This window comes from Mycobacterium hippophais (assembly GCF_027529605.1).
Taxonomy (GTDB): domain Bacteria; phylum Actinomycetota; class Actinomycetes; order Mycobacteriales; family Mycobacteriaceae; genus Mycobacterium; species Mycobacterium arseniciresistens.
Genome location: NZ_JAPZPY010000006.1, coordinates 33620 through 49474, shown reverse-complemented (window position 1 = coordinate 49474; position 15855 = coordinate 33620). Strand labels below are relative to the sequence as shown.

Annotated in this window: 1 protein-coding gene (running past one end of the window); it reads left to right on the top strand. The window is 71.1% G+C overall.

The annotated features are described in order from the left end of the window. Nucleotides 1-15855: the 3' portion of a non-ribosomal peptide synthase/polyketide synthase gene (locus tag O6P37_RS14700; protein ID WP_269894781.1), read on the top strand. Its footprint begins 15369 nt before the window's first position; the window shows 15855 of its 31224 coding nt (coding positions 15370-31224); the start codon falls outside the window, past its left edge; its stop codon occupies nt 15853-15855.

The following is a 15855-nucleotide window of genomic DNA, read 5'->3' as shown; positions in this document are numbered from 1 at the left end:
GGGTGGGACGTCATCGACGCGAGCACCTGGTCTCCGGCCCGGCTGCAGGAGGCGGTCGCCGGCACCGCGAGTCGCAGCTTCGACCTCGAGACCGACATCCCGCTGTTCGCCCGGCTGTTCCGCATCGGCGACGACGAGCACCTGCTGGTGGGCGTGCTGCACCACATCGCCGCCGACGGATGGTCGATCGTCCCGCTGGTCCGCGATCTGGGCGAGGCCTACGAGAGCCGCTGCGCGGGACACGCACCCGGCTGGTCACGGCTGCCGGTGCAATACGTCGACTACACCCTGTGGCAGCGCACGCAGTTCGGCGACCTCGACGACGGCGACAGCCGGATCGCCGGTCAGCTGGCCTACTGGCAGGAAGCGCTGGCCGGGATGCCCGAACGCCTGCACCTGCCCACGGACCGGCCGTACCCGTCGGTCGCCGATCAGCGCGGCGCCACCGTGGCACTGGAGTGGCCGGCCGATCTGCACGCGGCGGTGCGCGACGTCGCACGCGCCCACAATGCGACCAGCTTCATGGTGGTGCAGGCGGCCCTGGCCGTGCTGCTGTCGCGGCTGAGCGCAGGCACCGACGTCGCGGTCGGCTTCCCCATCGCGGGGCGGCGGGACCCCGCACTCGACGAGCTGATCGGGTTCTTCGTCAACACCCTGGTGCTGCGCGTCGATCTCTCCGGCGACCCCACCGCCGCCGAGGTGCTGCACCAGGTCCGTCGTCGCAGCCTGGCCGCCTATGAGAACCAGGACGTGCCCTTCGAGGTGCTCGTCGAGCGGCTGAACCCCGCCAGGTCCCTGAGTCATCACCCGTTGGTCCAGGTGGCACTGGCCTGGCAGAACGCGCCGGGGAGCACCGACGACGAAGCCGGCGGGCTGACGCTGGGCGACCTGCAGGTGTCCGAGGTGCCGACGTCCGCCCACAGCGCCCGAATGGATCTCACGCTGTCGATGTCGGAACACTTCGCCGACGGCGGTGAAGCGGCGGGGATCGGCGGAACGGTCGAGTTCCGCACCGACGTGTTCGACGCAGGCACCATCGCCTCACTCGTCGACCGGCTGCAGCGGGTGCTGACGGCGATGACCGGCGACCCGGCGGCGCCGTTGTCGGCGATCGACGTGCTGGACGCCGGTGAGCACGCCCGGATCGACGAGTTCGGCAACCGGGCGGCGCTGACGCGCCCCGCGCCGAGGCCGGTCACGATCCCGGCGTTGTTCGCCGAACACGTACTTCGGTCGCCCGAGGCGGTCGCGATCAGTGCAGGCGCGCGGACGCTGACCTACTGGGAACTCGACGATGCCGCAGTCACGCTGGCGCACAAGCTGATCGAACACGGGGCGCGGCCGGGGGAGTGTGTGGCGCTGCTGTTCGACCGTTCGGCCGAGGCGGTCGTGGCGATCATGGCGGTGCTGAAGACCGGCGCGGCGTACCTGCCGATCGACGCCGCGGTGCCTGCCGGCCGGTGCGACTTCATGATCGCCGACGCCGCACCGGTCGCGGTGGTCAGCACCGCGGGCCTGCGGTCGCGGCTCGACGGGTGCGGTCTGCCGATCGTCGACGTGCACACCCCCGTGACCGGGCTGGGTTCGGCGGACGCGATGCCCGGGCCCGCACCCGAAGACGTCGCCTACCTGATCTACACCTCCGGCACCACCGGGGTGCCCAAAGGTGTTGCGGTCACGCACCACAACGTGACCCAGCTGCTGGAAACGCTCGATGCCGGCCTCCCGTCCGCCGGGGTGTGGCCGCTGGCCCACTCGCTGGCGTTCGACGTGTCGGTGTGGGAGATCTTCGGCGCCCTGCTCCGTGGCGGGCGGGTGGTCGTCGTCCCCGAGGAGGTGGCGACGTCGCCGGAGGATCTGCATGCCCTGCTGGTCGGCGAAGGTGTCGACGTCCTGACCCAGACGCCGTCCGCCGTGACGGCCCTGCCGCGTGCCGGTCTGGAGTCCGCGGCGCTGATCGTGGTCGGGGAGGCCTGCCCACCCGACGTGGTGGAGCAGTGGGCGCCCGGGCGGGTGATGCTCAACGCCTACGGTCCGACCGAGACGACGATGTGCGTGGCGATCAGCGCGCCACTCGTGCCGGGATCCGGGGTGCCGATCGGCTCGCCGGTTCCAGGAGCGGCACTGTTCGTGCTCGACGAGTGGCTGCGGCCGGTGCCCACCGGCGTCGCGGGCGAACTGTACGTCGCGGGTGCCGGTGTGGCACAGGGCTATCGCCGTCGCTCCGGCCTGACCGCGTCGCGATTCGTCGCCTGCCCGTTCGGCGGGACCGGAGACGGTCCCGGACTGAGGATGTACCGCACCGGCGACCTGGTGTGCTGGCGTTCCGACGGTCAGCTGCTGTACCTGGGCCGCGCCGACGAACAGGTGAAGATCCGCGGCTACCGCATCGAACTCGGCGAGGTGCAGGCCGTGCTCGCCGCGGTGGACGGCGTCGAGCAGGCGGCCGTGGTCGCCCGCGAGGACCGTCCGGGCGACAGGCGCCTCGTCGGGTATGTCACCGGTGAGGCCGATCCCGCCGCCGCGCGTGCGGCGGTGGCCGAGAGGCTGCCCGCCTACATGGTGCCCGTCGCGGTGGTGGCGCTCGACGCACTTCCGCTGACCGTCAACGGAAAGCTCGACACCAAGGCGCTGCCCGCACCGGAGTACCTCGACGCCGGCCAATACCGCGCACCCACCGACAGCGTCGAGGAACTGCTCGCGGGCATCTACGCACAGACACTCGGCCTGGACCGCGTCGGCGTGGACGACTCGTTCTTCGACCTGGGCGGGGACAGCATCCTGTCGATGCAGGTGGTCGCGCGGGCCCGCGCGGCGGGTGTCACCTGCCGGCCGCGCGACATCTTCGTCGAGCAGACGGTGGCCCGGCTCGCGCGGGTCGCCACGATCGCCACGGCGGACATCCGCCCGCCCGACGACGGTGTCGGCACGGCGGCGCCCACCCCGATCATGGCGTGGCTCAACTCCGTCGAGGGTCCGGTGAACGAGTTCAACCAGACCGTGGTCGTTCAGGCCCCGGCAGAGGTCACCCGTGCCGACGTCGACGTGGTGCTGCAGGCGCTGCTCGACCGGCACGGCGCGCTGCGGCTGTCCGTCCACGACGACGGCGCAGGCGGATGGTCACTCGACGTCCCCGAGCCGCGTGCGGTCGACGCCGGCCGGTGTGTGCACGTGGTCGAGCGGCTGTCCGACGAGGCCCTGGTCGACGCGCGGTCGCGGTTGAACCCGGCGGCCGGTGCGATGCTCAGCGCGCTGTGGGTGCCCGGGACAGGCCGGCTCGCGCTGGTGATCCATCATCTCGCCGTCGACGCCGTGTCGTGGCGAATCCTGCTGGAAGACATCAACATCGCCTGGGCGCAGCACCGCGCCGGCCAATCCGTGGCCCTGCCCGGGGGCGGGACGTCGTTCGTCCGGTGGTCGAAGCTGCTCACCGAGTACGCGCACAGCCCGCAGGCCGCGGCGCAGGCGCAGGCGTGGCGGCAGGTGGGGGCCACCCCCGCGGTGCTGCCTGCGCTCCGACCCGCGACTGACACCTACGAGACCGCAGGCCGCTTGTCCACGTCGCTGGACGCCGAGACCACCCGGATGCTGCTGGGTGACGTGCCCGCGGCGTTCCACGCCGGCGCGCAGGACATCCTGTTGATCGCCCTGGCGCTGGCGGTGGCCAGGTTCGCGGGCGCCGGCGACGCCCCGGTCACCATCGACGTCGAGGGCCACGGCCGTGCGGAGGAACTCGGCGATGACGTCGACCTGTCCCGCACGGTGGGTTGGTTCACCACCAAGCACCCGGTGGCACTCGCGGTCGGCGACGTGACGTGGGCGCAGGTCACCGGCGGCCACGCCGCGCTGGGCGCTGTCGTCAAGAACGCGAAGGAACAGCTCCGCGCCCTACCGGACGGCCTCACCTACGGCCTGCTGCGCTACCTCAACCCGGACGTCGACCTGCCCGGTGCGGACCCGACGATCGGGTTCAACTATCTGGGCCGCCTCGGCGCCGGCGCGGCGGGGCTCTCCGAGGACCTGTGGCGGGTCGACCAGGAGATCCCGACGGACGCCGCTGCGGCGGTGCCCATGTCGCTGGCGCACACCCTGTCGCTGGACGCCGCGACCGTCGACGGTGACGCAGGCCCGCGCCTGCAGGCGACCTGGACGTGGGCGCCGTCGGTCCTCGATCACGACCAGGTCGACCGGCTGAGCCGACTGTGGTCGGAGGCCCTGGCAGGCATCTGCGCACACGTGCGGTCCGGTGGCGGCGGTCTGACACCGTCCGACATCGCACCCGCGCGCCTGAGCCGGCAGCAGATCGACGAACTGCAGCAGCGGCACGACATCGCCGACATCCTGCCGCTCACCCCCCTGCAGCGCGGACTGCTGTTCCACGCAGGCGCGGCGCAGGACGACGACCTGTACGCGGTGCAACTCGACATCGGCCTGCGCGGGCCACTCGACAGGCACCGCCTGCACGCCGCGGTCCAGGCGCTCGTCGGGCGCCATCCCCACCTGGTCGCCACGTTCTGCCGCGAGTTCGACGAGCCGGTGCAGATACTGCCTGCCGAGCCTCGCGCCGCCTGGCGCTACGTCGAGCTCGCCGCCGCCGACAGCGACGACGGCCGGATGCACCGGCTCCTCGCCGCCGAACGCGCCGCGGTGGTCGACCCCGGCGACGAGCCGGCCTTCCGCGCCGCCCTGGTGCGCACCGCGCACGACGAGCACCGATTCGTGCTCACCAACCACCACATCCTGCTCGACGGCTGGTCGCTGCCGATCCTGCTGCAGGAGATCTTCGCCGGCTATTACGGGCAGCCGCTGCCGCCTGCGGTGCCCTACCGCCGCTTCATGACCTGGCTGGCCGGGCGTGACGTCGAGGGCGCACGCGCCGCCTGGCATGAGGTGCTCGACGGGTTCGACACCCCGACACTGGTCGGTTCCGGGATCAGAACGGCGCGCAGTGCCCGCTCGGTCGAAAGGTTCCAGCTGTCCGCCGCCGACACGCACGCCGTCGGCGAGCTGGCCCGCACCTGCCGCACCACCGCCAGCACGGTGCTGCAGGCGGCGTGGGCGCAAATGCTGATGTGGTTGACCGGTCAGAACGACGTCGCGTTCGGCGTCGCCGTCTCGGGCCGGCCCGCAGACCTCGCCGGCGCCGAGTCGATGGTCGGCCTGCTGATCAACACGGTGCCGGTGCGCGCCACCATCTCCGCGACGACCACGATCGCCGACCTCCTCGGTCAACTGCAGGGCGCCCACACCGACACCCTCGAGCACCAGCATCTGCCGTTGACCGACATCCACCGGATCACCGGCCACGACCAGTTGTTCGACACGCTGTTCGTCTACGAGAACTATCCCGTCGACGCCACGGCGCTGTCCGGCGCACACGACCTGGCGGTCACCGAGGTGGCCAGCCACGAGCACAACCACTATCCGCTCTCGGTGGTGGCGCTGCCCGGCGACGAACTGGGCCTGCGGGTCGAGTTCGACACCGCGGTCTTCGATGCGGCGGGCATCGCGGGCATCGTCGACCGGTTCCGCCGGGTGCTGGAGGCGATGACCGCCGATCCGGCCCTGCGGCCGACGAAGATCGACGTGCTGGACGACGCCGAGCACGCGCACCTCGACGCGGTCGGCCACCGTTCGGTGCTGACGGAGTCCTGCACGCCGGTGACGATTCCGGCGGTGTTCTGCTCCCAGGCGGCGAAGACGCCGGACGCGGTGGCGGTCTCGTGTGGTGCGCGGTCGATGACCTACCGTGAGCTCGACGAGGCGTCGAACCGGTTGGCGCACATGCTGGTCGAGTTCGGGGCGGGCCCCGGCGGGTATGTGGCGCTGCTGCTGCCGCGGTCGGCGGACGCGATCACCGCGATCCTCGCGGTGCTGAAATCCGGGGCGGCCTACGTGCCGATAGACCCCGCCCATCCGGCGGCGCGGGTCGCGTTCATGATCGACGACGCCCGGCCGGTCGCGGCGATCACCACCGCAGACCTGGCCGACACGTTCACCGGTGACCTGCCGGTGATCTGGGTGGACGACCCCCGCATCGCCACCCGCCCCAGCAGTGCGCTGCCGGGTCCGTCGCCCGAGGACATCGCCCACGTGATCTACACCTCGGGCACCACCGGCATGCCCAAAGGCGTTGCGGTGAGCCACCACAACGTGGTGCAGCTGTTCGACGCCCTCGATGTGGGTTTCGAGCTGTCAGCCGACCAGGTGTGGACGCAGTTCCACTCCTACGCCTTCGACTTCTCGGTGTGGGAGATCTGGGGTGCGCTGCTGCACGGTGGCCGACTGGTCGTGGTGCCCGATGCGGTGACGCGCTCACCCGAGGACTTCCATCAGCTGCTGAGCGCGGAACAGGTCACGGTGTTGACCCAGACGCCGTCGGCGGTGCGCGGCCTGGACCCGCAGGACCTCGGACATGTGTCGAGCCTGGTGGTCGGCGCGGAGGCATGCCCGGTGGAGACCGTGACGAGATGGTCGCCGGGCCGGGTGATGGTCAACGTCTACGGCCCCACCGAGACCACCATGTGGGTGTCCAGGAGCACTCCGCTGGCCCCGGGGCACGAGGCGCCACCGATCGGTGCCCCGGTGCACGGGGCGGCGTTGTTCGTTCTCGACCAGTGGCTGCGACCGGCTCCCGATGGCGTCGTCGGCGAGCTGTACGTCGCCGGGCGAGGCGTGGGAATGGGCTACGTGAATCGCGCGGGGCTCACGGCTTCGCGATTCCTGCCCTGCCCGTTCGGCGCGGCCGGGGATCGGATGTACCGCACCGGGGACCTGGTCCGCTGGGGCCCCGACGGACAGCTGCGATACATCGGGCGCGCCGACGACCAGGTCAAGATTCGCGGCTATCGCATCGAACTCGGTGAGATCCAGGCTGCCCTTGCCGAACTCGACGGCGTCCAGCAGGCGGTCGTCATCGCCCGCGAGGACAGCCCGGGCGAGAAGCGCCTCGTCGGCTACGCCACCGGGTCGATCGACACGGCCCAGACCCGCGCGAAGTTGGCCGAGCGGCTGCCCGGGTACATGGTGCCCGCCGCGGTCGTCGTCGTCGACGCGCTGCCGGTCACCGTGAACGGCAAGCTCGACACCCGCGCGCTGCCGGCGCCGGAGTACCGCGACGGCGACCGCTACCGCGCCCCCGGCAACCCGACCGAGGAGATCCTGGCGGGCATCTACGCACAGGTTCTCGACCTCGACCGGGTGGGCGTCGACGACTCCTTCTTCGATCTCGGCGGCGACTCGGTCTCGGCGATGCGGCTGATCTCCGCGGTCAACGACACCCTGCGGTCCGAACTCTCGGTGCGCACGGTGTTCGACGCGCCGACGGTGGCGCAGCTGGTGTCCCGACTCGACGGACAGGCCGCAGGGCGCAAGCCGCTGGTCCGCGTCGAGAGGCCCGACGTGCTGCCGTTGTCGTTCGCCCAGAACCGGCTCTGGTTCATCGACCAGCTGCAGGGCCCCTCGCCGATGTACAACATGCCGGTGGCGCTGCGACTGCACGGGCGCGTCGACACCGAGGCGCTGGCAGCGGCGCTGACGGACGTGGTGGGCCGTCACGAGAGCCTGCGCACCCTGATCGCCGCGCCCGACGGAGTGCCCCAGCAGCTCGTGCTGCCGGCCCGCTGGGCCGACTTCGGCTGGGAGGTCGTCGACACCGCCACCTGGTCCCGGGACAGGCTCGATTCCGCCGTCGCGGAGACCGTCTGCCACAGCTTCGACCTGGCCACCGAGATACCGCTGCGCGCGAAGCTGTTCCACGTCGACAGCGACGAGCACCTGCTGGTCGCCGTGGTGCACCACATCGCGGCTGACGGTTGGTCGATCACCCCGCTGGTGCGCGATCTGGGTGAGGCGTATGCCGCGCGGTGCGCCGGGCGGCGCCCCGAGTGGGGCGAACTCCCGGTGCAGTACCCGGATTACACACTGTGGCAGCGCGAGCAGTTCGGCGACCTCGACGACAGCGAGAGCTCGATCGCCGCGCAACTGGCCTACTGGCAGCAGGCACTGGCCGGCATGCCCGAGCGCCTGCAGTTGCCCACCGACCGGCCCTACCCCCAGGTGGCGGACCACCGCGGCGCAGCCGTCCCGGTGGACTGGCCGGCCGAGCTGCAGCACGCGGTCGCCAGGGTGGCCCGGGACAACAAGGCCACCACGTTCATGGTGATGCAGGCCGCGCTGGCGGTGCTCTGCTCGAGGCTGAGCGCCAGTCCCGATGTCGCGGTGGGCTTCCCGATCGCCGGGCGCCGCGATTCCGCCCTCGACGACCTGGTCGGTTTTTTCGTCAACACCCTGGTGCTGCGCGTCGACCTCACCGACGACCTGACGTTCGCCGAGGTGCTGGCACAGGTGCGCCGCCGAAGTCTGGCCGCCTACGAGAACCAGGACGTTCCGTTCGAGGTGCTGGTCGAGCGGCTCAACCCCGCGCGCAGCATGTCTCACCATCCGCTGGTGCAGGTGATGCTGGCATGGCAGAACTTCGCGGGCGACCCGGGTGCCGGGCTGGCGCTCGGGGACCTGGAGGCGAGGCCGCTGCCCGCGGAAACCCGCACCGCGCGCATGGATCTGGTGTTCTCGCTGACCGAACGTTGGACCGAGGACGGCGCCCACGCCGGAATCGGCGGGAACGTGGAGTTCCGGACCGACGTGTTCGACGCGCGGAGCATCGAGACCCTCGTGGCCCGGTTGCGGCGGGTGCTCGAGGCGATGACCGTCGACCTCACCCGCAGGGTGTCGTCGGCCGACGTGCTGGACGAGGGCGAACGCCGACGCCTCGACGACTGGGGTCACCGCGCGGTGTTGACCGAGCAGGTGGCCTCACCGGTACCGGTGCCGGAACTCTTCGCCGAACAGGCGGCCCGGACACCGGATGCCGTCGCGCTGAGCGGCGCCGGCCGCAGCATGACGTACCGCGAACTGGACGACGCCGCGAACCGGCTGGCGTCGGTGCTGGCCGCCGAGGGCGCGGGACCCGGACGGTGCGTGGCGCTGCTGTTGCCGCGCTCCGCGGACGCGATCATGGCGATCCTGGCGGTGTTCAGAACGGGCGCGGCGTATCTGCCGATCGACCCTGCGCTGCCTGCGGCGCGACTGCAGTTCATGCTCACCGACGCCGAACCCGTCGCCGCGGTGACGACGGCGGACCTGCGGGACCGGCTGGAGGGCTCGGGAATCGCCGTCGTCGACGTCGCCGGTCCCGCTCCGGCGGCGACCGGTTCGCCGGGCTGTGCCCGTGCCGCCGGCCCCGACGACCTGGCCTACCTGATCTACACCTCGGGCACCACCGGCGTCCCCAAAGGTGTTGCGGTGACGCATCGCAACCTGACCCGGCTACTGGCCACGCTGCACGCCGACCTGCCCACCGGACCGGGGCAGGTGTGGTCGCAGTGGCACTCGCTGGTCTTCGACGTCTCGGTGTGGGAGATCTGGGGTGCGTTGCTGCACGGCGGCAGGCTGGTGGTGGTTCCGGAGGAGATGGTGGCCGCACCCGACGATCTGCACCAGCTGCTGGTCGGCGAGAAGGTCAGCGTCCTGCACCAGACCCCCTCGGCCGTCGGGATGCTGACGCCGGACGGTCTGGAGTCGACCGCGCTGGTGGTCGCCGGCGAGGCCTGCCCGACGGAGGTGGTGGAGCGGTGGGCCCCGGGGCGGGTGATGCTCAACGCCTACGGGCCGACCGAGGCCACGATCTACGCCGCGATGAGCCGGCCGCTTGTCGCGGGGACCGGGGTGGTGCCGATCGGCTCACCGGTGTCCGGCGGCGCGTTGTTCGTTCTCGACAGGTGGCTGCGGCCGGTGTCCGCGGGCGTCGTCGGCGAGCTGTACGTGGCCGGCGCCGGTGTGGCCGCCGGCTACTGGCGGAGACCCGGCCTGACCGGATCGCGTTTCCTGGCATGCCCTTTCGGAGCGCCTGGGACGCGGATGTACCGCACCGGTGATCTCGCCCGGTGGGACGCCGACGGGCAACTGCAGTACCTGGGTCGCGCCGACGAGCAGGTGAAGATCCGCGGATACCGCATCGAGCTGGGGGAGATCCAGACCGCACTCGCCGGACTGCCCGGTGTCGAGCAGGCGGTGGTGACCGTGCGCGAGGACCGCCCGGGCGACCGGCGCCTCGTCGGCTATGTCATCGAGTCCATCCCCGGCACAGTAGATGTCGCGGAGGCGCGGAACCAGCTGATGCAGGTGCTGCCCGCCTACATGGTGCCCGCGGCGGTGGTGGCGATCGACACGCTGCCGCTGACGGTCAACGGAAAACTCGATGCCCGTGCCCTGCCCGCACCGCAGTACACCGTCGAGGAATACCGCGCCCCGGCCGACGAGGTCGAGGAGATCCTCTCGGGCATCTACGCGCAGGTACTGGGCGTCGAGCGGGTGGGCGTCGACGACTCGTTCTTCGAACTCGGCGGCGACAGCATCCTGTCGATGCAGGTGGTCGCGAGGGCGCGGGCGGCCGGAATACTGTGCCGGCCGCGCGACGTCTTCGTCGAACAGACGGTGGCGAGGCTGGCCCGGGTGGTCACGCAGGCCGACGGCTCGGCCGTCGAGGTCGACGAGGGCGTCGGACCGGTGGTGCCCACGCCGATCATGCGCTGGCTGAACAGCGTGCACGGCCCGGTCGACGAGTTCAACCAGACGATGGTGCTGCAGGCTCCCGCCGGAGTCACCGAGGACGACGTCGTGGTGGTGCTCCAGGCTCTGCTGGACCGGCACGCCACCCTGCGCCTGCGCGCCGCCGACGGCGACTCCGGCGTCTGGACGATCTACGTGCCCGATCCAGGATCGGTCGACGCGCGAAGCTGCCTGCACACCGTCGACCAACTCACCGACGACGCGATGACCGCGGTGCGGGCCCGGCTGAACCCGGCCGCCGGGACGATGCTCAGCGCGCTGTGGGCGACGTCCACCGGCCGGCTCGCGCTGATCGTGCATCACCTGGCCATCGACGGGGTGTCCTGGCGGATCCTGCTGGAAGACCTCAACATCGCGTGGGCGCAGCACCGCGGTGGCCGACCGGTGGAACTGCCGACCGGCGGGACGTCGTTCCTGCGCTGGTCCCGGCTGCTGGTCGAGCACGCCCGCACCGCGGAGGTGGCGGGCCACGCCGCCTCATGGCGGCGGATCGCCGAGACCCCGGCCATGCTGCCCGCCGTGCAGCCCGAGCGCGACACCTTCGCCACCGCCGGGCACCTCTCGGCGGCGCTGGACGCCGACACCACCCGCGGTCTCCTCGGTGACGTACCCGCGGCGTTCCACGCCGGAGTACAGGACATCCTGCTGATCGCGTTCGGTCTCGCGGTCTCCGAACTGCTGGGCACCGGCTCGGCCACGGTCGCCGTCGACGTCGAAGGACACGGGCGTGCAGAGGAACTCGCCGACGACGTCGACCTGTCGCGCACGGTCGGGTGGTTCACCACCAAGTACCCCGTGGCGCTCACGCCGGGCGGGTTGTCGTGGACGCAGGTGAGCGCCGGCGACGCTGCGCTGGGGGCGACGGTCAAGGCCGTCAAGGAACAACTCCGCGCCCTTCCCGACGTCCTCACCTACGGGCTGTTGCGTTACCTGAATCCGGAGGCCGGTCTGAACGCGGCCGACCCCACCGTCGGCTTCAATTACCTGGGCCGAATCGGCGTGTCGGGCGGTGACCTCTCCGACGACCTGTGGCGAATCTCCGAGGAGGGGCTTTCGCTCACCGGGGCGGCCGCGGCGGTGCCGATGCCGTTGCCGCACACGCTGGAACTGAACGCGGTCACCATGGACACCGACGGCGGGCCGCGCCTGCAGGCCTCCTGGACGTGGGCGCCGTCGGCGCTGGACCACGGCCAGGTCAGCCGGCTGAGCCGGCTCTGGTTCGAGGCGCTGGCCGGGATCTGCGCGCACGTGAGCTCCGGCGGCGGCGGCCTGACGCCGTCCGACATCGTCCCGGCCCAACTGGACCAGCAACAGATCGACCTCGTGCAGCAGCACTACGGGGCCGCCGACATCCTGCCGCTGACACCGCTGCAGCGGGGCCTGCTCTTCCACGCCGCCACCGCGCGCCCCGACGACGACATCTATGCGCTGCAACTTGATTTCACCATCGCCGGCCCGCTCGATCCCGAGCGGTTGAGCGATGCCGTGCACGCCGTCGTCGACAGGCATCCGCACCTGGCCGCCCGCTTCTGTGACGAGTTCGACGAACCGGTGCAGATCATCCCCGCCGACCCCGTGATGGCGTGGCGGTACCTCGATCTGCGGGGCGACGACCGCGATCCGGAGCCGGAGATCGCACAGCTGTGTGCCGACGAGCGGACCAAGGTGTGCGACCTGGCCCACCGGCCCGCGGTCCGGGCGGCGCTGATCGGCACGCCGGGGAACCGGCACCGGCTGGTCCTGACCTTCCACCACATCGTGGTCGACGGGTGGTCGCTGCCGATCCTGCTCGGGGAGATATTCGCCGGCTATCACGGACACCGGTTGCCCGCCGCGCCGCCGTACCGCCGCTTCGTGACCTGGCTCGCCGATCGCGACGTCGAGGCCGCCCGCGCGGCATGGCGCGACGCGCTCGACGGCTTCGCCACTCCGACGCTGGTCGCTCCACAGACCCATGCCGGCCCGCGCGGGGTGAGGTCGTACCGGGTGTCGGAGCAGATCACCGATGCGCTCGGCGAGCTGGCCCGCTCCTGCCACACCACGGTGAACACCGTGCTGCAGGCGGCCTGGGCGATGCTCTTGACCTCACTGACCGGCCGGCACGACGTCGCGTTCGGCACCACGGCATCCGGCCGGTCGGAAGTGGCGGGCGCGGAGTCCATGGTGGGTCTGATGATCAACACCGTGCCGGTGCGGGCGAGGATCACGCCGGCCACCACCGTCGCCGATCTGCTCGACCAACTGCAGAACGCGCACAACGACCTGCTCGACCACCAACACCTGGCGCTCAGCGACATCCACCGCGCGACGGGCCACGACCAACTGTTCGACACGCTGTTCGTCTACGAGAACTACCCGGTCGACGCCGGCGCGGTGGCGGGCGAACACGAGCTGTCCATCAGCGAGTTCACCCACCACGAGAACAACCACTACCCGCTGACGGTGGAAGCCCAGCCCGGCAACGAGATCGGCTTCCGGGTCGAGTACGACGCCGAGGTGTTCGACGACGCCAGGATCGGCGAGATCCTCGAGCGGCTGCGCCGCGTGCTCGCCGCGATGGCCGGTGACCCGTGGCGGCGGTTGTCATCGGTCGAGGCGCTGGCCGACACCGAGCGTTCGCGCCTTGACGAGGTCGGCAACCGCGCGACACTCACCCGCCCGCCGGCAGCCGGAATCTCGGTGCCGGTGATGTTCGCGGCGCAGGTGACACGGACGCCGGACGCCGTGGCGGTGTCGGCGGGCGGGCGCTCGATGTCCTATCGCGAACTTGATGCGGCATCGGACCGGCTGGCGCGGATGCTGGTGGGCCGGGGTGTCGACGCCGGACAGTGTGTCGGGTTGTTGATGCCCCGGTGCGCGGAGGCGGTCGTCGCGATCGTGGCGGTGCTCAAATCCGGTGCGGCGTACGTCCCGATGGATCCGATGCACCCCGACGCGCGGATCGGCTTCATGCTCGACGACGCCGCCCCGGCTGCGGTGATCACCACCGCGGAGCTGCGGTCGCGGGTGGCGGCCCATGATGTCGCGGTGATCGACGTGAACGATCCGGTCGACGACTGGGGCATCGGCTTCTGGCACGGCGCCGCGCCGATGCCCGCACCGGACGACGTCGCCCAGATCATCTACACCTCAGGCACCACCGGCGTCCCCAAGGGCGTGGCGATCACCCACCGCAACATCACCCAGCTGCTGGGTTCATTGGACGCCGGCCTCCCACCGGGACAGGTCTGGACGCAATGCCATTCGTACGCTTTCGACTTCTCCGTCTGGGAGATCTGGGGGGCGCTGCTCGGCGGTGGCCGGCTGGTCGTCGTCGGTGAGGAGGTCACCGCATCGCCGCAGGAGTTCCATGCACTTCTGATCGACGAGCAGGTCAACGTGCTGACGCAGACGCCGTCGGCGGTGGGGATGCTCTCGCCGAGCGGCCTGGGCTCGACGGCGCTGCTGGTCGGCGGTGAGGCATGTCCGGCGGAGGTGGTGGACCGGTGGGCGCCGGGCCGGGTGATGGTCAACGCCTACGGCCCGACCGAGACCACCATCTACGCGTCGATGAGCACGCCGCTGACGGCGGAATCGGGACCTGCGCCCATCGGCGCGCCGATCGCCGAGGCGGCATTGTTCGTGCTCGACGACTGGCTGCGGCCGGTGCCCGCCGGCGTTGTCGGTGAGCTGTACATCGCGGGCACCGGTGTCGCGCAGGGCTATGTGCGACGGCCGGGCCTGACCGGATCGCGGTTCATCGCCTGCCCGTTCGGGTCGCCGGGCTCGAGGATGTACCGCACCGGCGACCTGGTGCGCTGGGGTGACGACGGGCAACTGCGCTACGTGGGCCGCTCCGACGAGCAGGTCAAGATCCGCGGTCACCGGATCGAACTCGGCGACGTGCAGTCCGCGCTCACCGCGCTCGACGGGGTGGACCAGGCGGCTGTGGTCGCCCGCGACGGCAGCACCGGCGTCACCCGTCTGATCGGCTACGTCACCGAAGCACGCCCCGGCGCAGCGGATCCCGGTGGCATCCGGGCGCGGCTGGCGCAACGGCTGCCCTCGTACATGGTGCCTGCGGCAGTGGTGGTGCTCGACGCGTTGCCGCTCACCGTCAACGGCAAGCTCGACACCAGGGCCCTGCCCGCACCCGAGTACACCGCGGGGCGGTACCGTGCCCCCGCCGATACCGTCGAGGAGGTCCTGGTCGGGATCTTCGAGCAGGTGCTCGGAGTGCCGCGCGTCGGCGTCGACGACTCGTTCTTCGAACTCGGTGGGGACTCGCTGTCGGCGATGCGCCTCGTCGCCGCGGTCAACAGCAGCCTGGACGCCGACATATCGATATCGGCCCTGTTCGAGTCGCCCACCGTGGCGGGTCTGCGTCAGCAGCTTCAGACCGGCGCCGACTCCTCGCAGGAGGTCGTGCCGATCCAAACCCTGAAGAAGGGCAGTGGCGCTCCGCTGTTCTGCGTCCATGCCGCGAGCGGGCTGAGTTGGCCCTATCAGGTCCTCGGCAGGCACCTCGACTGCCCGATCGTCGGGATCCAGCAGACAGACGACGACGCCGCCGGGTCGATCCCCGACATGGCGAGAAGCTATGCGGACAGGATCCAGCACCTCCAACCCAACGGGCCGTACCACCTGCTCGGCTGGTCCTACGGCGGCGTTGTGGCACACGAACTGGCCGTCGAGCTGGAACGGCGCGGCTGCGAAGTGGCGCGCCTCGTCGTTCTGGACGCCCAGCCCGAGCTCGACGGCCGACTCGCGTCACCGAACCAGATTCTCGGCATGAAGCACGTGCGGGACGAGCTCGCACGCTTCTACCAGATCAGCAACGCGGGTCTGGACGACTCGGTCAGCAACGAGCAGATCGAAGCGATGCTGCGGCTGCAGGGCGAGGCGGTGTTCACCCGCTACAAGGAGCTCGTCGACCGGATCATCCGGAACGGGACCGCGAACATCGAGTCGTACCGCGCGCACGAACCGGGTGTCTTCGGCGGCGACATGGTGCTGTTCGGTGCACAGGGATCCGGTGAGGACAGGAGCGCCGAGATACTGCGGGCCTGGAGCCCTCATGTCGCCGGCAACATCACCGTGCACTCGGTCGACTGCACGCACGAGGAGATGCTGACCGCGGAGACGCTCGCCACCTACGGGGATCGACTCAAGCGGGCCCTGCCCCTCGGCCCGGCCGAGGCCGGATCCGTCGACTCCCGCGGGCGTCGCCTGCGACGGGTCAGGTGA